The 21,469-nt window shown below is 62.3% G+C and carries 19 protein-coding genes; 9 read left to right on the top strand and 10 right to left on the bottom strand.

The window, feature by feature from the left end:
* The first annotated feature begins 246 nt into the window (after positions 1-246).
* Positions 247-1,152: an SDR family NAD(P)-dependent oxidoreductase gene (locus Q0974_RS00535; RefSeq protein ID WP_299321371.1), complete on the top strand. Its 906-nt coding sequence runs from the start codon at positions 247-249 to the stop codon at positions 1,150-1,152.
* On the opposite strand, the gene Q0974_RS00530 is transcribed toward Q0974_RS00535, so the two are convergent.
* A complete protein-coding gene (locus Q0974_RS00530; protein ID WP_299321369.1) occupies positions 1,149-2,996 on the bottom strand; it encodes a GGDEF domain-containing protein in 1,848 nt (615 codons plus the stop codon). The two genes, Q0974_RS00535 and Q0974_RS00530, sit on opposite strands and share 4 nt — an antisense overlap.
* 393 nt (positions 2,997-3,389) lie before the next feature.
* Here Q0974_RS00530 and Q0974_RS00525 point away from each other — a divergent pair, with 393 nt between their 5' ends.
* The gene (locus Q0974_RS00525; RefSeq protein WP_299321368.1) at positions 3,390-4,442 is read left to right on the top strand and encodes a hypothetical protein; all 1,053 of its coding nucleotides are present in this window, start codon (positions 3,390-3,392) and stop codon (positions 4,440-4,442) included.
* A gap of 146 nt (positions 4,443-4,588) precedes the next feature.
* Here the strand turns inward: Q0974_RS00525 and Q0974_RS00520 are convergent, their stop codons facing one another.
* Positions 4,589-4,942, bottom strand: a complete 354-nt coding sequence (locus tag Q0974_RS00520; RefSeq protein ID WP_299321366.1) for a DUF2794 domain-containing protein — start codon at positions 4,940-4,942, stop codon at positions 4,589-4,591.
* Entirely contained in the window at positions 4,942-5,640 is a 699-nt protein-coding gene (gene cysE, locus Q0974_RS00515) for a serine O-acetyltransferase (protein WP_299321365.1), read from the bottom strand. The genes Q0974_RS00520 and cysE overlap by 1 nt, the downstream gene beginning before the upstream one ends.
* Positions 5,641-5,814: 174 nt before the next feature.
* Between cysE and Q0974_RS00510 the strand changes: the two genes are divergently transcribed.
* A complete protein-coding gene (locus Q0974_RS00510) occupies positions 5,815-6,717 on the top strand; it encodes a hydrogen peroxide-inducible genes activator (RefSeq protein WP_299321363.1) in 903 nt (300 codons plus the stop codon).
* Positions 6,718-6,819: 102 nt separating this feature from the next.
* The gene (locus Q0974_RS00505) at positions 6,820-7,461 is read left to right on the top strand and encodes a fasciclin domain-containing protein (protein WP_366943533.1); all 642 of its coding nucleotides are present in this window, start codon (positions 6,820-6,822) and stop codon (positions 7,459-7,461) included.
* A gap of 60 nt (positions 7,462-7,521) precedes the next feature.
* Here Q0974_RS00505 and Q0974_RS00500 read toward each other — a convergent pair whose 3' ends face one another.
* The 3 genes from Q0974_RS00500 to pgsA are packed head-to-tail and all read right to left on the bottom strand — an operon-like array spanning position 7,522 to position 8,791.
* The gene (locus tag Q0974_RS00500) at positions 7,522-7,968 is read right to left on the bottom strand and encodes a molybdenum cofactor biosynthesis protein MoaE (protein WP_299321362.1); all 447 of its coding nucleotides are present in this window, start codon (positions 7,966-7,968) and stop codon (positions 7,522-7,524) included.
* Positions 7,965-8,222 (bottom strand): molybdopterin converting factor subunit 1, encoded by a 258-nt coding sequence (gene moaD, locus Q0974_RS00495; RefSeq protein WP_299321360.1) that lies wholly within the window; start codon positions 8,220-8,222, stop codon positions 7,965-7,967. Before moaD ends, Q0974_RS00500 begins: the two co-directional genes overlap by 4 nt.
* A gap of 5 nt (positions 8,223-8,227) precedes the next feature.
* Positions 8,228-8,791 (bottom strand): CDP-diacylglycerol--glycerol-3-phosphate 3-phosphatidyltransferase, encoded by a 564-nt coding sequence (gene pgsA / locus Q0974_RS00490; RefSeq protein ID WP_299321358.1) that lies wholly within the window; start codon positions 8,789-8,791, stop codon positions 8,228-8,230.
* Positions 8,792-8,936: 145 nt separating this feature from the next.
* Here pgsA and Q0974_RS00485 point away from each other — a divergent pair, with 145 nt between their 5' ends.
* Complete coding sequence (locus Q0974_RS00485; protein WP_299321357.1) at positions 8,937-10,238, top strand: MFS transporter; 1,302 nt, start codon at positions 8,937-8,939, stop codon at positions 10,236-10,238.
* Positions 10,239-10,255: 17 nt separating this feature from the next.
* Here Q0974_RS00485 and Q0974_RS00480 read toward each other — a convergent pair whose 3' ends face one another.
* Together Q0974_RS00480 and Q0974_RS00475 are read right to left on the bottom strand one after the other, a co-directional pair.
* Positions 10,256-10,450: a hypothetical protein gene (locus Q0974_RS00480; RefSeq protein WP_299321355.1), complete on the bottom strand. Its 195-nt coding sequence runs from the start codon at positions 10,448-10,450 to the stop codon at positions 10,256-10,258.
* 139 nt (positions 10,451-10,589) lie between these two features.
* Positions 10,590-11,441 carry a CoA ester lyase gene (locus Q0974_RS00475; protein ID WP_299321354.1) on the bottom strand — a complete coding sequence of 284 codons (852 nt, stop codon included), beginning with the start codon at positions 11,439-11,441 and terminating at the stop codon, positions 10,590-10,592.
* A 249-nt stretch (positions 11,442-11,690) separates the two neighbouring features.
* Here Q0974_RS00475 and Q0974_RS00470 point away from each other — a divergent pair, with 249 nt between their 5' ends.
* From Q0974_RS00470 to Q0974_RS00455, 4 genes are all read left to right on the top strand, one after another.
* On the top strand, positions 11,691-12,452 hold the full coding sequence (locus Q0974_RS00470; RefSeq protein ID WP_299321352.1) for a crotonase/enoyl-CoA hydratase family protein: 762 nt from the start codon (positions 11,691-11,693) through the stop codon (positions 12,450-12,452).
* 226 nt (positions 12,453-12,678) lie between these two features.
* The gene (locus Q0974_RS00465) at positions 12,679-14,232 is read left to right on the top strand and encodes an NAD(P)/FAD-dependent oxidoreductase (protein ID WP_299321351.1); all 1,554 of its coding nucleotides are present in this window, start codon (positions 12,679-12,681) and stop codon (positions 14,230-14,232) included.
* Positions 14,233-14,309: 77 nt separating this feature from the next.
* A complete protein-coding gene (locus tag Q0974_RS00460) occupies positions 14,310-15,026 on the top strand; it encodes a CPBP family intramembrane glutamic endopeptidase (RefSeq protein WP_299321349.1) in 717 nt (238 codons plus the stop codon).
* A gap of 122 nt (positions 15,027-15,148) precedes the next feature.
* On the top strand, positions 15,149-16,462 hold the full coding sequence (locus tag Q0974_RS00455) for an NAD(P)/FAD-dependent oxidoreductase (protein ID WP_299321347.1): 1,314 nt from the start codon (positions 15,149-15,151) through the stop codon (positions 16,460-16,462).
* Positions 16,463-16,508: 46 nt separating this feature from the next.
* Here the strand turns inward: Q0974_RS00455 and Q0974_RS00450 are convergent, their stop codons facing one another.
* Both Q0974_RS00450 and Q0974_RS00445 read right to left on the bottom strand, forming a co-directional pair.
* Complete coding sequence (locus Q0974_RS00450) at positions 16,509-19,943, bottom strand: autotransporter domain-containing protein (protein ID WP_299321346.1); 3,435 nt, start codon at positions 19,941-19,943, stop codon at positions 16,509-16,511.
* Positions 19,944-20,147: 204 nt separating this feature from the next.
* On the bottom strand, positions 20,148-21,395 hold the full coding sequence (locus Q0974_RS00445; protein WP_299321344.1) for an aspartate aminotransferase family protein: 1,248 nt from the start codon (positions 21,393-21,395) through the stop codon (positions 20,148-20,150).
* Positions 21,396-21,469 lie beyond the last annotated feature (74 nt).

Below are 21,469 nucleotides of genomic sequence, written 5' to 3'. Positions count from 1 at the left end.
GCTTTCGCCTCAGGCGCGGCACCGGGCCGCTCCCCCTCCCGACCTCCCACAGGGTACACTTATTGGGAGGTCGGGAGGGGGAGCGGGCCGGTGCCGCGATTTTCCGCCAGGAAAATTCTGACAAAGGAATACATCGCGCCTGAGGCAAACCCGAACGTCTGACGAAAAAGAAACCCGCTTGAACCGTCCCCGCCACCGGGTTAACGCGCACGTCAACCAGATACATCCCAATACGGAGTCCCGATCATGACCATTTCCTTCGAAGACAAAATCGCCATCGTCACGGGCGCGGGCGGCGGGCTGGGCCGGGCTTATGCGCTCGATCTCGCGCGGCGCGGCGCGAAGGTCGTGGTCAACGATCTGGGCGGCGCGCGCGACGGCACGGGCTCGTCGGACGCGGCGGCGAAAGTCGTCGAGGAGATCGAAGCGACCGGCGGCACGGCAATGGCCAATGGCGGCTCGGTCACCGACGAAGAGCAGATGGTCGAGATGGTCGCCAAGACCAAGGAAGCCTGGGGCGGCGTCCATGTCGTCATCAACAATGCCGGCATCCTGCGCGACAAGAGCTTCGCGAAAATGACGATGGACGATTTCCGCCTGGTTGTGGAAGTCCATCTCAACGGTTCGGCCAACGTTACCAAGGCCGTGTGGGAAACGATGCGCGAACAGGCCTATGGGCGCCTGCTGATGACGGCCTCCTCGACCGGGCTGTTCGGCAATTTCGGTCAGGCCAATTATGGCGCGGCCAAACTCGGCCTTGCCGGCCTCACCAAGACGCTCGCGATCGAAGGCGCAAAATACAACATCAAGTGCAACACGCTGGCCCCGATCGCCGGCACGCGCATGACCGAAGACATCATGCCGCCGGAGATGTTCAAGGCGCTGTCCCCCGACAATGTCGTACCGGCGGCGGTCTATCTCGTTGCCGAAGACGCGCCGACCAATATGATCGTCGGCGCAGGCGGCGGCTTCTTCCATGCCTCTTACGTGACCCACACCCAGGGCGTCGCGCTCCCCGAAGGCGAGCGCACGGCCGAAGGCGTCGCCGCGGTCTGGGACCAGATCATCGACCGCGCGGAAGAGTTCGTGCCGCAGAGCGGCGCGGAACAGGGCATGCAGGCGATGAAGAAGCTGCAGGGATTGGGGGGCTAGCTGCCGGTTTCGCGGTCCGGCCCACCCGTCGGGCCGTCGGAATTGCCGGATAGCCGGTGTTCCAGATCGCCGCGCGACGCGTGTACGCCGGTCGGCGGCAGTGCGACCCGCACGACACCCGCTTCCGCCTCTTTGGCCGCCTTCTTGCCCTCGGCAAGCACCGTCAGCACCTGCTGACACGTCAGATGCCCGCGCGCGGCGGGTATTTCGAGCAACACCATCGAGGCTTTGAGCAACGGGAAGAAACGGTCCTCGCCGAACCGGTCGTGCGACCAGATCCCGCCCTGGCGGCGGTCTTCAGGCCGGTAGAGGCTTTCGATATTGTGCGAAAAGGATGATTGCAGATCGCGCAGACGCGATTCCGCGGCATCGATGGCGCTCGGCATCGCCGCGAAGAAATCGTCGCCACCGACATGCCCGGCAAAGGCGTCTTGCTCGTTCGCGGATTTCTTGAGCAGATCGGCGAACATGAGGATCGCCCGGTCGCCGACTGCAAAGCCGTATTTGTCGTTGAACGCCTTGAAATTGTCGAAGTCGAAGAAGCAGAGCGTGATCGGCGCATCGGATTTCAGCTGGCGTTCGACATATTTGGTGATCGATCCATTGCCGGGCAGATGGGTCAGCGGGTTTTGGTCGCGCGCCGTTTCGACCGCCCGATCGGAGGCCAGTTGCAACATCGCCTGATTGTCGAGCACGCCCAGATATTCGCCGTCCAGCGTCACGACGACGCCCTTGTTCGACGAAGCCACTAGATAGCTGTCGACCAGCGCATCGATTGTCGAGGTCGCCTCGCTCACTTCGCAGCGGCGTAGAACGGGTTCGAGCGAATGATCGATGCCCCGGTTTTCGAGCAGCGCCTTGCCGAAATCGCCGAACAGATAGGGCCGCAGATCATCATAATAGATCGCGCCATGGACATAGAGATTAGCGTCGATGACGGGGATGAAGGCCTCGCTGCCCTCTTTCTTTACGCGCTCGACCGCGTCGGACAGCGGACTGTCGATACGCAGCGGCTCGACCTTTTCGATCAACCCCTTGATCCGCGGCATGATACCGCTCTCCGATCGACTCTTCTCCTTACGCTCGCCGTACAAGCGCTTGAGATCGCGCGGATCGCTGGACGGGCGGGCAATGAGAAAGCCCTGCACAAAATCGCAGCCGAATTCCTGCAGTATCTGCAGCTCCTTCTCGGTTTCGACTCCCTCGCCGACGACAAGTAGGCCGAGCGAATGCGCCATGCGGATCATATGCTGGGCGATCGCACGCGCGCGGCGATTGCGGTCGATCCCGGTGACGAACGCCTGGTCGAGCTTCAGATAATGCGGATTGACGAGGAGCAGCGTCTCGAGCCCCGAAAAGCCGCGTCCGAAATCGTCGATCGCGATGCGGACATTGTGCCTGAGATAATAGTCGACGATCTCGGCGAGCCGCTCCTCGGATTCCGGCGCCGTGCGCTCCGACAGTTCGAGGCAAAGATTGGCGGGACGCAGGCCGACCTTCCGGACATGATCGACGATCGCCTGCGGCGAAGTGTCCTTATAGTCGACGACGCGATTGTCGATGTTGCAGAAGAGACGGGCTTCGGCAGCATGTTCGAAACGGGCAAACTTTGAGATCGCTCCGGTCAGCAGCGTCCGCTCGCAGCTTCGTAACTGTCCGGCCTCGTCGGCCGTATCGAGCAGATCGATGATCGAACGGAAAGGCGCGTCAGCAGGCAGCCGTCCCAGCGCTTCGAACCCATGGACTTTCAGAGTCTTCGCGCTGACGATCGGCTGGAAGCTATGCTCGACGGATTCCGCCCAAAACTGGACGTCGCCGTGCCGTCTAGCCGCGAGTTCTGCCACATTTGCGCTCCGTTATAAGCGGGCAGAATAGCGGCAACGGGTCAACGATCCGTGAAGTTTCATGTCATGGGATTGTAGCATTACCATGACGACGCTGTCCTACAGCCCCGCCGATACGCTATGATCGCGTCGTGATGCATATCCTGCCCCCCAGCATCTCCATGGCTCCGCGAACCGCCGGTTTCGCGCCGGCCAACGTTTCCGCGCTTGGGGGTGAGGCTTTTGTGACTTTTCGTATTGCCGACACCGGCGTCTGTACGTCTACTGTGTCAACTTAAGCCCCACCCCTCACCCCGGCCGCGTGTCAACTACTGTCAATCGTCATGCCGTATTGCATCACCAATACACCTATGCTACCCGGTGCGTATAAAGGCACAACAGGAGGGTTGCCGAATGTATAGCGATAGCGATCTCGAAGCGGCGATCGACGCGGGGGCATTGAAGGAAGCCGATGTGGCGAAATTCCGGCGGTTTATGGCGGCCGACCGCTCGACCGCTTTGGTCGATGAGGAGCATTTCCGGCTCGTCAGCGGGTTCAACGATATTTTCGTGGCAATCGCGAGCGTGCTCCTGCTCGTCGCCATCGCCTGGCTGGGCGGGGAGATTCAACCCTGGATCGGCGCGCTCGGCGTCGCAGCCGCCGCCTGGGGTCTCGCCGAATATTTCACCAAAGTACGCCGCATGGCTTTCCCCTCGATCCTGTTGCTGCTCGCCTTTGTCGGCGGGCTTTTCGGGGCCGTCGCGTCGGGCCTGATCGGCGATGACAACCGCTATGGCCCGGGCGACGAAGCGATCGTCGCGACCTATATCTCGATCGCCGGCGCGGTGGCCGCGATTGGCGCTTTCTTTCACTGGCGGCGGTTCCGCGTGCCGATCACCATCGCGGCCGGCGCGGCGGCGGTCGTCGCGTCGATCGTCGGTCTGCTCGCCATCGTGACGGAAGGACAGGTCGAGCCCTTTCTGCACCCTCTGCTCCTCGTCGCTGGCCTAGGCGTGTTCGCGCTGGCGATGCGCTGGGACATAAGCGATCCGGTCCGCGAAACGCGGCGGTCGGACGTCGCCTTCTGGCTGCACCTGCTGGCCGCGCCGCTGATCGTGCATCCGATCTTCGCCGAGATCGGCGTGCTCGAAGGTACGCTGACCGTGGCCGGCGCGGCGCTCGTGATAGCGCTCTATATCGCGATGGCCGGAATCGCGCTCGCGATCGACCGGCGCGCGCTGATGGTGTCGAGCCTCGTCTATGTGCTCTGGGCGCTCAACGGGCTGTTCGAGCGCTTCGGGGCGGTCGAAACCAATGTCGCGCTCGCCGCGCTGGTTATCGGGTCGGCCCTGCTGCTGCTCTCCGCCTTCTGGCACACGGCCCGCGGGCTCGTGGTGAAGCCGCTGCCCGAAGCGATCACCAAGCGGCTCCCGGTGATCGGGAAAGAGGAGACGGTTGCGGCGTAATTCGTCAGACCTTCGCTAACGCTCAGGCGCGGCACCGGCCCGCTCCCCCTCCCGACCTCCCAATAAGTGTACCCTGTGGGAGGTCGGGAGGGGGAGCGGGCTGGTGCCGCGACATTGCGAAAGCAATGTTCTGACAAATAGAGTCCCTAATCGCTCACAATCTTGAGCAAGCGCCGCTCGACAGGCGCCAGTACCGGCGCCAGCTCATGCCCGCGCTTGAGCACCATGCCGGCCTCGTTGAGGAGTGCCCACATGCCCTGCCGGTTGCGCAGGGCGGGCCGCTTTTCGATCCGGTATTCGGGGCGCTCGGCCGTGCGGCGGAAGGCGGAGAAGGAAGCGAAATCCTTCTCGAAATTCATCGCATAATCGCGCCAATGGCCCGCCGCGACCATGCGGCCATAGAGATCGAGGATACGGTTGAGCTCCGCACGCTCGAAGCCGATCTGGTTGGGCTTGCGGCCAGAATTGTTGGCATTGGGGAACGGCGTAACAGTGCCCATCAGGCGCAATCGCTCTCCTGAACGGTCGGATCTTCGCCGTCGCGTTCGGCGATCAGCGCGTCGATCTGCTTGTGCAGCTGTTCCAGCTCGCAGCGCATCAGTTCGAGCCGCTGGGTCGAGGGATCGAACATATCGCTGCACGGCGTGCCATAGGGCACGAAGCCTTCCGGCTTGGCGTCGGCGTCCATCAGCGTCGGCTTGGCCGGAATGCCGACCATCACGGCGCCTTCGGGCACATCCTTGGTAACGACGGCATTGGCGCCGATCCGCGCGCCTTTGCCCACCGTGATCGGGCCAAGGATCTGCGCGCCCGAACCGATGATGACATCGTCTTGAATTGTAGGATGCCGTTTGCCAGCAACGCCGTCAGCGGGATTGGTGCCGCCGAGCGTGACATTCTGGTAGATGGTGACATTGTCGCCGATCTCGGCCGTCTCGCCGATCACGCTGAAACCGTGATCGATGAACAGATGCCGGCCGATCTTCGCCCCGGGATGAATGTCGATAGCCGTGAGAAAGCGCGACCAGTGATTGACGAACCGGGCGAGGAAGAAGAGGCGCCAGCGGAACAGCCGGTGCGCCAGCCGGTGATAGGCGAAGGCCCAGACACCGGGATAGAGCAGCACTTCCATCCGCGAGCGCGGCGCGGGATCGCGGGAGCGTATCGAATCGATATAGGCAACCAGTCTGCCTGGCATATGCGTCTCCCGCACCAGTGGCGTTTCGCAACGTAATAATGCGTCGCGCGGAAAAACGCCAGTTTGACCCGCTATGCCCCGGGCAAGCACAGCTTTTCGACATATTGAGCGTTGAAATCGATCAATTGCAGATTATTTAGCAATCTGATCGATAATTCAGGAAGTGCCCTACGCATGGCGACCTATCTGCCGACGCTGAAACAGCTACAATATCTGATCGCGCTGCGCGATCATGGCCATTTCGGCAAGGCCGCCGAAGCCTGTTTCGTGACCCAGTCGACATTGTCGGCGGGTCTGCGCGAACTGGAATCCTTGCTGGGCATCACACTCGTGGAACGCACGCGCCGCGTCGTCCGCTTTACGCCGCTCGGGCTCAGCATTGCCGACAAGGCGCAGCGCGTGCTGCGCGAAGCCGAGGAACTGTCCGAAATGGCGCGCGCGGCCGGCAAGCCGCTGTCGGGCGAAATGCGGATGGGCGTCATCCCGACCATCGCGCCGTTCCTGCTTCCCCAGATTCTGCCGAAGCTGCGCGCCGACTGGCCCGATCTCAAACTCTTCCTGCGCGAGGAAACCAGCCCCGCCGCCTGCGATTCCCTGCAACGCGGCCAGATCGACTGCATCCTGCTTGCGCTGCCCTATGCCTGCGGCGAGGTGGACTCGGCGGAGCTATTCGACGACCGTCTGTTCGTCGCCTTCCCCGAGGGCGAGCCGGCCGATCCGCCGAAAGAGATCGTTCCCGAGATCATCGACGAAGGCCGCCTGCTACTGCTCGAAGACGGCCATTGCCTGAAAGACCATGCGCTCGCCGCCTGTAATCGGCCCGAGCTGCGCGCGGAGGCAACCATGATGGGCACATCGTTGCACACGCTCGTCCAGATGGTTGATAATGGGCTGGGCACGACGATGCTGCCCGAAATGGCGATTCAAGCCGGGATATTGCGCGATACGAATATCGTCGCGCGACCGCTCGATGCCGATCATCCGGCGCGCACCATCGCGCTCGTCTGGCGCAAGAACAGCCCGCGCGAAAAGGATTTCCGACTATTGGCCGACGCCATGCGCGAGGCCGCAACCTGACCATATGTCCTGTCCGAAAAGGCAGGTCGATGGAAAACTTTGCCCGCTCTATGCGTAGGCAAAGGTAGTTTAGCCCCCAACCATTCAATGAGGAGAGTAATTGTGTTGAAGACGAAGCGATTGGCCAAGAATACCGGCGTAGCGATGGGTATGGCCCTGTTCGCAATGGGCAGTGCGCCCGCCCTTGCCGATCATCACGCCAGCGCGGCAGACGCGGAAACGACCGCCGCAGCGACGGAACCGGTCACGGTTGGCGGAGCGGAGATGCTGCCGACGCGCAACATCGTCGAAAATGCATCCAATTCACCGATCCACACGACGCTCGTCGCGGCCGTCGCGCAGGCGGGTCTGGTCGACACGCTGTCGAGCCCGGGACCGTTCACCGTCTTTGCGCCGACCGACGAAGCTTTCGGTTTGCTGCCTGCCGGGACCGTCGATGCGCTGATGGCCGACAGCGCCCAGGCTCAGCTGACGCAGATTTTGACCTATCATGTCGTATCAGGCGCGGTTGATGCCGAGACGCTGGTCGGGATGATCGAGGAAGCGGGCGGCGAATTGACGCTGACCACGGTCGAAGGCTCGCCGCTGGTAGCGACGATCGATAACGGCATCGTGGCGCTGCGCGACGAGATCGGCGGCATTTCCTACGTCACGCAGACCGACGTCACCCAGTCGAACGGGATCATTCATGTCATCAACGGCGTGCTGGTTCCGGAACCGGAGACGGCCGCTGCTGGCGACTAATGCGTCACGCACATAGCGATACGAAAACGGGGGCGCTGCAGCGATGCGGTGCCCCTTTTCTTACGACTCCCAGCGGTCTTTCGCGGCGACATCCGTGTCCCGCAATTCGACCCACTGAGATCGGCCATCACCGAACTGTTCCCGTTTCCAGAACGGCGCATCGGTCTTCAGCCAGTCGATCACGAAGTGCATCGCTTCGATGGCGTCCGCCCGATGCTTTGACGCCGCGCCGACGAAGACGATCCGCGCGCCCGGGCCAAGCCGGCCCACACGGTGAACGATCGTCAGTGCCGTCAGCGTCCAGCGCTTGGCGGCGCGATCGGCGATCCCGGCCAGTGCCCGTTCGGACATCGCCGGATAATGTTCGAGCTCCAGCGCGACGAGACCATTCTCGCCGCGGACGATACCGGTAAATGTGGCTACGCCCCCGGCGCCGCCGCTTTCGAGCCGCGCGGCCTCGGTAACCGGATCGAAATCGTCTGCATGGACGCGAATATCGGGCGTCATCCGCCCGTCACCGGCGGAAACAGCGCAACCTCGTGAACGTCGGCGAGGGACGCATCGAACCCGGTGAACTCCTGATCGACGGCAACCCGCAAGCGGGACCGATCCGCAAAGGCTTCCGCATAGCCCCCGCCTCTGCTCTCGAGCCAATCGACGAGCGCAGCGACCGTATCGACATCCGCGGGCGGATCGACCGTCTCGCCGTCCCGGCCGACCGCTTCCCGGACCCAGGCAAAATAGAGCAGTTCAATCGCCACAATGTTCAGTCCATATGTTTGAGACCGGCGCGCAGATAATCCCAGCCGGTGATCAGTGTGAGCAGCGCCGCCATCCACAGACAGATAAGACCAACCAGCTTGACCCAGTCGAATGCTTCCCAACCGCCATGATGGACGGCGCCCGCCAGAATCAATGCGCCGAGCGCTACCATCTGGAACGCCGTCTTCCATTTGGCGAGCTGGCTCACCGGCACCGACACGCTGAGGCCGGCGAGAAACTCGCGCAAGCCCGATACGATGATCTCGCGCAACAGGATCACCAGCGCCGCGATCACATGCCAGCTTTCGATATCGCGCGTGAAGACGAGCATGAGAATGACGGACGCGACCATGATCTTGTCGGCGATCGGATCGAGGAAGATCCCGAGTTTCGAGACCGTGCCCTGGGAACGCGCGAGATAGCCGTCGAGATAGTCGGTCGCGCCGACCGTACAGTAGAGGACGAAAGCGCAGATATAGCCGAGCCAGCCTGAATCCCACAGCAGCGCCACGAGCACCGGCACGGCGAATATGCGCGACAGGGTCAGAAGGTTGGGCAGGGTTAACATGCCGACTTGTCCTAACGATTTCTGCAGTTCCGGCAATCTATATGCCCGCAATCCTTTGACCGCAGCCTTGGCGCTGCCCCTTCGCTTGGTTATGCGGAAGTGGCATATCGCTGTTCTCGGCAAACAGGGGCCATCTCCCAAACTCATGAAAATGTCGCTCGCACTTCTGAACAAGCGCCGCTTTGCGCCGATTTTCGTGACGCAGTTCCTCGGCGCGGTGAACGACAATCTCTTCAAATTCGCGATGGTGATCTTGGTCGTTTACAATATCTATGACGACCCTGACACGGAAACCCAGTTCAGCGCGTTGGCGACCGGGATATTCATTCTCCCGTTCTTTCTGTTTTCGGCGGTTTCCGGACAATTGGCCGACAATAATGACAAGGCCAAAATCGTCAGGATCGTGAAGACGGCAGAGATCGTGATAGCGCTGACCGGCGCGCTCGGCCTGATCCTTGAATCCATCCCGCTGATGCTGCTGGCGCTTTTCGCGCTCGGCGTGCAGTCGACATTTTTCGGCCCGATCAAATATGCGATCCTGCCGCAGCAACTGAAAAAAGACGAAGTTCTGGGCGGCACCGGCCTTGTCGAAGCCGGCACCTATGTGGCGATCCTGCTGGGCACGATCCTGGGCGGCGTCATCATCAACGAGCTCGGCGCCGAATGGGCATCCGCGATCGTCATTACTATTGCGCTGATCGGCTGGTATGCAGGGCGGCAGGTGTTACCCGCACCGCCGCAGAAAGATCCCGAACCTGTCGACTATAACATTTTGCGCGCAACCCGGCGCGTCATCGGCGATATCATGCATGTCGCGCATCTTCGGCACACGATTATTTGCATCAGCTTTTTCTGGACGATCGCGGCGGTGCTGACGATCCTGTTTCCGCCGCTCGTCAAAAATGTCCTGACATCGGACCCCATAGTGGCAAGCCTGTTTCTGGGTGTATTCTCTATCGGCATCGCTGTGGGTTCGATCCTGATCAACCGTCTTTTGAAAGGCGAGGTCTCCGCGCGCTTTTCACCGTTCAGCGTTATCCTGATGGGGGGCTTTGTTTTGATCCTCTATTTCATCGCATTGGGCTGGGAAGGCTTGCCCGATGGCGCCCTGTTCACTCTTGGCACGTTCATGATGCTCGACAATGCCTGGCTGGTGCTCGGCGTGCTGTTTGGTGTGGCCGTCGCGGGCGGCATGTTTGTGGTCCCGCTCTACGCCTTTCTGACGACTACGGTCGATCCCAGCATGACCGCGCGGGCGATCGCGGCGAACAATGTCGTCAATTCGGGCTGCATGGTTCTGGGTTCGGTTGTCGCGCTCGTGCTGAGCAATTTCTTCACCGTGACGGAACTTCTGCTCGTCGTGGTTGCCATGTGCGCGACATCGGCATGGCTGGGCTTTGTGCTCCACCGCGAAACCAAGGACCCGCTGCCCCAGCCGATCCAATAACCGCTTCTGCCTGGCGGCTAGCCGATAAAAGTCAGGAAGAAGACGAAGCCGCCGGCCCAGGTCATCGTGAAGAGCTTGGCGTTTTCCGCCAGTTCCGAACGCCGGGGAAAAGGTGGGCGACGGAGCACGATCACACTGTCCATATCGCGCTCGCGGCGGATCAGATCGGCGGTCAGCGGCGCATAACGCGAGTCGGTCGGAGCAGTTGCCATGCCCCGGCGTTAACATTTCGTTTACCATCTCGTTTACACCCAAAGAGGGTTAAGATGGGGATAGGGCCCAGCTGTCTCCTATCGGGACAGCGCGAATTCTGTTCCGGCCACATCCCGTTCCGGCGATGTTGGAGATGTCCTATTCGGCGCGCGCGGCGATTGCCTCGGCCATGGCGACGAGCTTCTCCGCTTCGGCCAGATGCAGCCGCTCGACCATCACACCGTCGAGATCGATCACGCCCTTGTCCGCATTCTCCGGGTCTGCGAACGCCGCGATAATCGCCTCGGCATCCTGCAACGCATTGCGCGAGGGCGCGAAGATACGATTGGCCGCCTCGATCTGATCGGGATGGATCAGCGTCTTTCCATCGAAACCGAATGCCTTGCCCTGCTCGCATTCCGCCGCCAGCCCGGCATTATCACTTATCGTGTTGAACACGCCGTCGATGACGATCTTGCCATGCGACCGCCCCGCCATCACCGTCATCGACAGGGCGGTGACGAAGCCCAGCCGCGCCTGCCGCAACTTCGCCTGCATCTCCTTCGCCAGATCGTTGGTCCCCATCACCATCGCCGCCAGCTCCGGCGTCGCCGCGATCTCGGCAATGTTGAGAATGGCAAGCGGCGTCTCGATCATCGCCCAGACCGGCAGCTCCGTCTCCGCGCCAAACCCGATATCGGCGGCCTGCGAGACTTTCGGGATCAGCACGCCATCGGGCCGCACGGCTTTCACCATCGCGATATCGTCCGCGCCCCATTCGGTGTCCGCGCCATTGACGCGGATCACGACCTCGCGCGGGCCATAGCCGCCCTCCTTCACCGCTTCGGCCACCTGATCGCGCGCCGCTGGCTTCTCGCGCGGCGCCACGGCGTCCTCAAGATCAAGGATCAACACATCGGCCGGCAGGCTCCGCGCCTTTTCCAGCGCGCGTTCATTCGCGCCGGGCATATAGAGGCAGGATCGGCGGGGACGGAAGGAAAGTTCGGTCATGCAAATCTCCCCTCCTCTCCCCGGTCAGGGGGAGAGGATATGCAGCCTTGGTCCGGCCATGCCGGGCCTTAGGCGAAATTGGAGAGGGGGTGGCCACTATCCGCCGACCCCCTCTCCAATCTCGGCTAAGCTCTCGCAATTGCGAGAGCAAGCCTCGCTATCCTCTCCCCTTTGCCGGGGAGAGGAAGGTTGACGTTCACGTAAAGCGACGCGAAGGTAGGGCCAAACAGAATCACGGGAGAAGCGAGCATGTCCGAAGAAGTCCTCACCGAAGCCAGCGATGGCATTCTCACCATCACTATCAACCGCCCCGACGCGAAGAACGCCGTCAACCGCGCGGTCGCCGAAGGCATCGCCGCAGCCATCGAAACGTTGGAAACCGATGACAGCCTCGTCATCGGCATTATCACCGGCGCGGGCGGCACCTTCTGCTCGGGTATGGATCTCAAGGCCTTTCTGCAGGGCGAGCTGCCCGTCGTCAGCGGCAAGGGTTTCGCCGGGTTCGTCGAGGCCCCGCCCGCCAAACCGCTGATCGCAGCCGTGGACGGTTACGCGCTCGCCGGCGGTATGGAGGTCGCCATCGCCTGCGATCTCGTCGTCGCCAACACCGATGCGCAATTCGGCATTCCCGAAGCGAAGCGCGGCCTTGCCGCCGGCGCGGGCGCCCTGCTCCGCCTCCCCCGCCTGATCCCGCAGCGCTATGCGATGGAACTCGCGCTGACCGGCGATTTCGTCTCCGCGGGGCGCGCCGCCGAAATGGGCTTCGTCAACCGCGTCGTAGACGGCCCGGCGCTGGACGGCGCGAAGGAACTCGCCGCCAAGATCGCCGAAAACGGCCCCCTCGCCGTCCGCGCGAGCAAGGAAGTGATCGTCAAAACCGAAGACTGGTCGCATGACGAAATGTGGGCCGAACAGCAAAAGATCATCGGCGGCATTTTCCAGTCCGAAGACGCCCGCGAAGGCGCCATGGCCTTTGCCCAGAAGCGCAAGCCGGTGTGGAAAGGGAAGTAGACCACCTGTCGTCGCGTCACGACAGATAGCACACCAAGCACCGGTCCGCTTTGGATTGGGTGACAGCAGAACCACGAACATTGGCCCGCGCGCGATTGATCCACGTCAATGCGCCGGGCAAGGCGACTCGTTACGCGTGTGAAATGCGGTGCCCGTCCCGGCTTGGCCGGACGGTTGAACGCGCACGAAACATCAGATGTTTGCTTCGACAGCCAAGGAGTTACCTATGGCGGATACGGAACAGGCCGATTGGGACGCCATCGTCATCGGTTCGGGCATGGGCGGCATGGCCGCAGCCGCTGCTCTGTCCAAGGTCGGGCACAAGGTGCTCTTGCTCGAGCAGCATCAGACCCTTGGAGGATTGACGCACAGCTTCTCCCGCGACGGGTTCACCTGGGATGTAGGCGTTCATTATCTGAGTGGCGTGGCGCCCGGCGATCACGCTCGCGCGATGATCGACTGGCTGGCCGATACGCCTATCGATTTCGTGTCCTTGGGATCGATATACGACACGCTGCACATCGGATCGGCGGAAGCGCTATCGCTCTCACGGCCCTACGAAGCCCAGGAACGGGATCTGAAGGACCGCTTCCCGGATCAGGCGGAGGCGATCGAAGCATGGACCCACGCGCTGCGCGAGGGCCGTGAGACGATCTTGAAGACCTTTCCGACCCGCGCAATGCCGAAAGTTGCGGGCGACATGCTCAACTGGTGGAACCGGCAGGCCATCGCAAAATGGTGCGCGCGGACGACGCAAGAGGTCATCGACGATATCACCGACGATCCCGAGCTTGCGGCCGCAATGGCCGCGCAATGGGGCGATCACGGCGGACGGCCGAGCAAGGCAAGCTTTGGGATGCATGCCCTGATTTCGGCGTCCTATCTGTGGAGCGGATCCTGGTACCCGGTCGGGGGCAGCACCGCCTTTGCCGAGCATATCGTTCCCACCATTACCAAAAACGGGGGCGAAGCCCGCGCGGGCGTTCGCGTCGAAAAGCTGCTGTTCGAGAACGGCGCTGTCGTCGGCGTGCAGACCGATGACGGTACCGATATCCGGGCACAGACCGTCATCTCCGATATCGGCGCGCGGGAAACCATCGATGCGCTCTTGCCCGCAGATCACGGACACGACGACTGGGTCGCGGAAATTCGTGCGCTGCCGTCCAGCATCGCGAATTACACGCTGTTCCTTGGGTTTGAGGGCGATATCGAAGCCGCCGGCGCGACAAAGGCGAACCATTGGATTTATCCCGCCGGCGAGGTCGACGTCCTCTGGACGACCGCACCCGATGGCGAGCCACCGCACATGACGGCCTCATTCGGTTCGCTGAAGGACCCGAACCATGATCCGGGTCCGCACCAGAAACATATGGGACAATTTCTGGTCTGGTCCGACTGGGACTCCGTCGCGCGATGGGCGGACCGGCCCGCCGGCGCGCGTGGCGAGGACTATGCGAACTTCAAGCGGCGCGCCGAGGAAACGCTGATGGCGCAGTTCGAGCGTTACTTTCCCGACCTTGCCAAGCTTGTTGTGTATCGCGAACTGGCCACGCCGCTATCGACCGTAACATTCACCGAGCATCGCGAGGGCGCTTTCTATGGGCTCGACGTAACGCCGGAGCGGGTCCTGTGCGATGCGCTCCGGGCCAAGACGCCCATTCCCGGCCTTTATCTTGCGGGTCAGGATGTGGTGAGCCCCGGCATTCCCGGCGCGCTGATGGGCGGTCTGCTTGCCGCGGCCAGCGTCGACCCCAAAGTGCTCCCCAAGATCAAAGGGTAAAGGCGTTCAGTTTCGGGGTTGCCCGTGATGGGCCAGTGTATTATCTCAATAATACACAATAGCTACGGAACGAAGTCTTGCAAAACACTATCAGCTCACATGAAGCGGCATCGCAACGGTCCGCCCGATGGGACTGGAGCGCGCTACGGGACCTGCTGATCGTTGTCGCGACCCTGGTGGTCGTGAAGCAATCGCTATTACCTTTCACCTATCTCTATGCCGGCCCCGCTTCGACGTTCAGCGCGATGGCGGTCGGCTCCTATCTGCTCTGGCGCCGCGGGTCGGGCTGGCGCGACCTTGGATTGCGCTGGCCGCAAAGCTGGCTGAAAACCATCGGCCTGACGCTGCTGACGATGGCGGCTTTTATCGCGGCAACACAATCGATGCAGCTGGTCGCGGACCTGTTGTTCGAGGATGTCGGGGCGAGCGGGCGGTTCGACCATGTCGAAGGGAATCTCGCGGCCTATATCGGCATCATGGCGCTCGTCTGGACGCACGGGTCCTTTTTTGAAGAGCTGCTGTTCCGGGCCTTCGTCATCGATCATGCGAGCCGCTTTGGCGGCGGCGGATTGCGTGCGGACCTCGTAGCCGCCATCGTCTCTTCGATCTTCTTCGGATATCGGCACTATTACTATCAGGGCATGCACGGCGCGCTGATCTCCGGAGCAGGAGGGCTGGCGTTCGCGCTGCTCTACATCTGGTTCGGGCGCAGCAATATCCTGCCGCTTGTCTTCGCCCACGGAATCTTCAATTCGCTGGCGCAGACGCTCCGTTTCCTGGGCATCCGGGACTGACAAGCTGTACCGGCCAGACCGCTACGGCCGACACGCGCTTTAGGCCACCCCGATTGAAAGACGCCCGCGCTTGGTTCATCACGCTGGCGTGACCGCCGTTCGGGCGGTGATTGGGGGCGTATTTGAGCGACAAGAAGAGACAGATTGTCGTGGTCGGCGGCGGCGCGGGCGGGCTCGAACTGGTCCGCCGGCTAGCCGCGCGATACGGCAATCGCGATCACGACATCATTCTCGTCGACAGGAATGTCTCGCATATCTGGAAGCCGCTGCTCCATGAGGTCGCCGCAGGATCGCTCGACGCCAATCTCGACGAGGTCGGCTATGGCGGGCATGCCGCCCGCTGGAACTATCGTTTCTTCCACGGCGCATTGGAGAAGATCGACCGCGAAAAGCGCCAGATCGTCACCGCGCCCAGCTATGACGATCGCGGCCGGCTGATCACGAGCCGGCACAATATCCGTTACGATTATCTGGTGTTGGCGGTCGGCGGCATCTCGAACGATTTCGGCGTCGCCGGCGTGCGCGAACATGCGATGTTTCTCGAGCATCGCGGTCAGGCCGATCAATTCCGGCAGCGCCTGCTGAACGCCTGTTTGCGGACGAACGATGAGAATCGCCGGGGGAAACAGGACGCCAGAGTCCGCGTGGCGATCGTCGGCGGCGGCGCCACTGGCGTCGAGCTTGCGGCCGAGCTCTACAACGCCGCCAAGGCGCTGCGGCATTACGGGCTCGAAGTGTTCGATGAAAGCAAGCTCGAGGTGACGCTGGTCGAAGCCGGGCCGCGCATCCTTCCCGCGCTCGATCCCGAACTCGCCACTACGGCGCGCGAAGAGCTGGAGGCGCTCGGCGTTGCGGTGAAGACCGATACGCAGGTCGTGCGGGTCGAGGAGGATGGCATCGAAACCGCCGAGGGGAACCGGCTCGCGGCGGAAATCACCGTCTGGGCGGCCGGCGTAAAGGGTGCCGACGAATTGCCCTTCGAAAGCGATCTGGAAACGACATCGCTCAACACATTCGTCGTGAAGCCGACGCTGCAGACATCGAAAGACGACCGGATTTTCGCGATCGGGGATTGCGCGAGCTGCCTGCTGCCCGGCGAGGACCGCCCGGTGCCGCCGCGCGCGCAGGCCGCGCACCAGATGGCCGATAGCGTGCTGGACAATCTCGAACGGCTGCGGCGCGGAAAGGAGCTCAAGCCCTTCCGCTATCGCGATCATGGCTCGCTCGTCTCGCTCAGCCGCTTCTCGACCGTCGGCAGCCTCATGGGCAATCTGATCGGCGGCCGGATGGCGATCGAGGGCCGCCTCGCGCGTATCGCCTATCTCTCGCTATACCGGCTCCACATCATCGCCATCCATGGCTGGCGCCGCGGCATCGCAATGATCCTGCTCGGCCATGTCAACCGCGTCGTGCGGCCCAAGCTGAAATTGCATTGAGCACATGCCCGAACAGCCGCGTCAGTTGGAGGCTGGGTCGCTCTTGTTAGAAGCGCCACCCGATGGCGATACTTCCGGCGGCCGATTGCTCGCTCGAGCCGAGTAACGCCCGCGTTTCGCCGCTCAACGTCCATCCATCACCGAGGTCGTAGCGACCCGCTACGGTAAACAAGCCGGCCGAGCCGTTCGTCCGCGGGCTGCGTACGGGGAAGACGGCCGTCGGGGCGCCATCGAGCGTCATCGAGACCTGGCTGACATTGGAATGCCCGTCGACATATTGCGCGCTGAAATCGACGCCGCCGCGCGCGCCCTGCCAGTTGGCGAAGAGACCGCCGCCGAACCGCGTAACATCGTCCGATGCGCCATTGCTCGAGAGGTTCAGCGCATTGGCACCGGTTTCGGCATAGCGGCCCAGATCGCCATCGGCATAGAGTATCGACGCGACCGGACCCAGAGCCCAGTTGTTTCCGACCGGAAAGCCGTAGCGCGCTTCGCCGGACAGGCCGATCGCTTCGGTATCGACGGCGGCACGGGTCGTACGCGATATCGTGCCGAAGGCGATGGCACGGCGGACATCGGCTTCGCCGTCGCTATAGCTGATTGCGCCGGTGATCGTCGGCCCGGCATTGCCGGAGCCGTACCGGCCATAGGCGCCGAAACTCCAGCCATCATATTCGGCGCGGGACCGCCGCGCGTCGACATCGAGACCGCCATCGAAATAGCTGATCGCCGCGCCGAGTGCCCAGCCATTGCCGGGTCCGCGATAGTCGATGCCGAGATCGAAGCGGACGGAATCATTGTCTGCCGTCGCGGCATTGCCGTCGGCATCGGCCGATCCGGTCCGGCCGCCGACGCCGGTCCATATCCCCCAGCCTTCGCCGGATTGTTCGTGCGCGCGCGCGGCGAGCCGGTCGGTGATGGTCATGGCGCGATCGAGCCCGTCCGCGAGCAATGATGCGTAGATTTCGCCCGAGCTGATATCGAAGGCGGCGCGGGCGTTGGGCGCGCTCATAAACAGGATCTGCATATAGACGCTGGCCGCATCGGTACCGGGAATCTGATCGAGACGATCGAGGCGGCTCGCCGATCCGAGCTGATTATAGGTCAGCGCCGCCGTCTGAAACAGACCGCCGGGCACCGGCCCCGGTCCGCCCGTTGGCGGGGGCGGCGGTGGTGGAGGCGGCGGAGGCGGCCCCGGAGGAGGAGGAGGAGGCGGTGGCGGGGGCGGCGGGGGTGGCGTCATATTGTTCGGCGTCAGCGAGAGCACCGCATCATTGCCATCGCCACCCGCATAGTCGACGCTCGGCGTCAGGAAGGCGAGTTCGTTCATCACCGAGCCGAATGTGCCGTTGATAGCGTCCATCCCGTCATTGCCTATGATGATGTACGTAAACGGATCGTCGCCCGCGAAAGCGCCGCCCGCCATATCGCGCACGCTGAGCGAGGCACCGCCAAGCGTGACGGTGCCCGTTACGTCGATCCGGTCGGCCTCGCCCTGATCGTTCGCATCGACAACGAATATGGCCTGATCGGTCAGAGTCAGATCGCCGATATCGAACAGGCCGGGCCCGCCATTGGCGCCGGTCGGCGAGATGGTCGCCGCACCCTGCACGTCGAGATTGCCGAACGTCCCGAACCCTTCGAGGAACGCGCCGGGGCGTACCGTGACGGCCACCGTATCGAGATCGACATCGTCGAAGATCACCGTGCCTTCGCGAATATCGAAAACCGGTTCGTTTTCGAGAGCAATGACGTTGATGATCGGCCCGCCCGTGCGATCTACGGTGAAATTGTCGGGCGCAAGCGGCGTGCCGCGGATCGTCCAGGTGCCTTCGCCCTCCTTGATCAGCTCCTCGAACAGCGCAACCGGCGTGATGTCGAGATCGAGCAGTCCGTTCGTTCCGGCATCGCCGCGGAAGAAAATCTGATCGACATCTTCGGTGCGCTCTTCGACGAAGAAACTGCCGGCCAGAATACCTGTGATCTGCGCGGTGGGCAGCAGAACGAGGATATCGTTGCCGCTCGCGCCCCTGAAGGCGAAACCGTTTTCATCCTCGTTCGTCACCTCGCCGGCAATCGTCACGGTCAGCTCCATCCAAGGGTTGATCGCCGGATCACGGAAGTTCGGATCGTCATTGCCCTGGCTGTGGCTGATCGTCGGAAAGCCGTCCGAAACGACCCGCGCGCCCTCGGCGATGTTGATGAAACCGAACCGATCTCCGGTCACTGCACCATCGAAATAGATGTCGCTTATCAGGATCGCAAAGCTCTCCGCAATTATCGATCCGCCGACATCGATATTGACGGTGCCGGCCTCGAGCTGCCTTACTTGCACGCCGGATCGCGCCTCTATCTCGCCATTGATCGTAATATCGGCATTCGATGCGGCGTTGATAGCGATGCTAAGGCTGCCCGTGCCTTCGATACGCGCGCCCTCTTCCATGACGAATGTGAGACCGCTAGAAAGCAGGCCGCCCCGATCGTCGTTCACGCTTCTGCCATTCTGAAAAATGTTGATGTCATTTGCCCGCACCAGCGACCCTGACCGCATCGTTATCGTGGCATTGTCGAGAAACTCGATAAAGCCCTGAGCCTGCACATCATCGGTGGCCGAAAGCACCGTTCCTTCGCCGATCTCAAGCGTCAGATTGTCGATCGCGCTGATCGCGATCTGGTTGAAGGTCGTGATCGTCGCGTCGGTCAGGCTGATATTCGCATTATCGCGGACCTGGATCCCGCCGAGAATGCTGTTTGTGGCGCCCGATCCGGTGAAATCCTGCAAGACCTCGATTGTGCCGCCATCGACGGTAATCATCGCATCGTCACCGAGGAACATCGCACCGCCGCCATTGCCCTGAATGCTGATCAGCGAGCCTTGACGCATATCGACGGCGACACCGTCCGCCGCGAACCGTCCACCGTCGATCGCAACCGCGCGTTCGCCGTTAGACGTTGCTCCGCCAGTCGTGATGATCTGCGAATTTTCACCGACCAGCACAGATGAATTGTCGCCCAGTTCGATACCGATGTTGCCCGCCGTGACGATCGACCCGTTGCGCAACCGGATGTCAGCACTCTCGCCTACGCTGATCGCGGCGGGCAGTGCGGCTATACTTCCGCCGCGGCCAAAAACGCCATCGGCGGTGACCGACGCATTGTCGAGATCGATAACCGCATTGTCGCCGACGCGAATGCCGTAACTGCCGTCCGCGGTCGTCAAGATGCTCGACCCCGCAGCCATATTGATCGTCGCATTGTCGCGAAGCCTGATGCCATCCGTCACGGTGGTATCGGTCTGGATGCCGGCACCGGCAAGAATGTTGACGGTCACATTGTCGGCGCCGCCATTGCGCACGCCATTGGTGTCGGGATTCGAACCGGTGTCGTCGCACGTGACCGTGTCCCCGCTTGCCGGCGCATTATTGTCGCATTCGGCGCGGGCCGGAGACGCATGGAGCACGGCGATCCCTATCGCCGCCAAGGCTGCCCCCTGCCGCAGCGTGTTTCGGTAGTCCCCATTGCCGCCAGATTGCATCGCATTTCCCCTTGTCCGTCACCGCCGAAACCGGTGCTCAAAAAGGAAAGCGTGATTTTTCGCGGAAACGGATCAAGAAAAGTTGTGATTTAAATGGGTAAGTACAGTTTAGGGCATGCGCAGGGCCACGCATGGTCAGTGCGATAATGGCTAGCTGTACCGGGCCTCGACTTTTTCGGCCGCCTTCGCATCATCGCCCGCCGCCACGGCCTTCACGGAATCCGCGAGGTCCTCGAGATAGGCGTCGATAAATTCTGAATGTTTGGGCGAGAGCATCAGGTGCAGGCTTGGCGGTTCGATCGTGACCGAGGTGAACCAGCCGCGGCGATAGATTTCGCCATAGAGCGCGAGGGCATGATGGTCGGGATGCGCAAAGGCGATCAGGCCGAGCAGCGGATTGCCGAGGATTTCGAAGCCCAGCGCCTTGACGCCCTCCTCTACCCGTTCGCGCGTCGCGCAGACCTCGCCCTGCAAACGGCGATACCCGTCCACCCCCAGATAGTTCATCACGGCCCAGGCCGCCGCGATCGCCCCACCCGGCCGCGTCCCGGCCAGCGTCGGCGTGGTCATCGGTGCGCCCGACCAGCAGGAAAAATCGAACGGCATATGCTGGTACCGCGCTTCAGAGCGAAACAGCACGGTCGAGGCGCCCTTGGCCGCATAGCCATATTTGTGGAGATCGGCGCTCATCGACTGGACCGCCGGCACCGCGAAATCGAAGGGCGGCACGGGCACGCCGTTCATCCTGGCAAAAGGCGCGAAATAGCCGCCGACACAGGCATCGACATGGAGCCACGCGCCCTTGCGTTCGGCCGCCTCGCCCAGTTCCGCAATCGGATCGATGATCCCGTGCGGAAAGTTCGGCGCGGAGCCGACCATCATAATCGTATCGGCGTCGCAGGCCGCTTCCATGGCCGGGACATCGGCTTCGTAGCTGCCGTCATCGCGCAGCGGAATGCGGCGGACTTCGATGTCCATCAAATGACACGCCTTGTCGAAGGCCAGATGCGCCGATTGCGGCAGCACTACATTGGCCTTCTCCTGCGCCCTCCCCTCGGCGCGTGCATGATCGCGCGCGGCCTTGATCGCCATGGTGATGGAATCCGTCCCGCCGGATGTCATCGCGCCCGTCGCGCCCTCCGGCCCATGGAGCAGGCCCAGCGCCATGGCGATGACATCCTTTTCCATTTGCGCGAGCGACGGAAAGGCGGCCGGGCCGAGCCCGTTCTCGGACATATAGGCGGTATAGGCCTCCTTCTGCACCGCCGCGATATCCTCGCCGGCATTGAAGACATAAACGGCCGTCTTCCCGTCCCGCCATTTCGCATCATTGCCGCCGCGATTGATGAGATCCGTCTTTACCGTATCCCATGCGCGCCCCTTGGTCGGCATCTCCATATTGTCTCTCCGTAACCGTCTTCGGAGGGTTACTTTGCGGGATTTCCGGCGGGCAGACAATCGCCTGTCGGGAT

It is taken from the genome of Parasphingopyxis sp., from assembly GCF_028279465.1.
In the GTDB taxonomy this organism is placed as follows: Bacteria; Pseudomonadota; Alphaproteobacteria; order Sphingomonadales; family Sphingomonadaceae; genus Parasphingopyxis.
The sequence above is the reverse complement of the archived record's forward strand: the minus strand, read 5'-3'. Positions and strand labels throughout refer to the sequence as shown.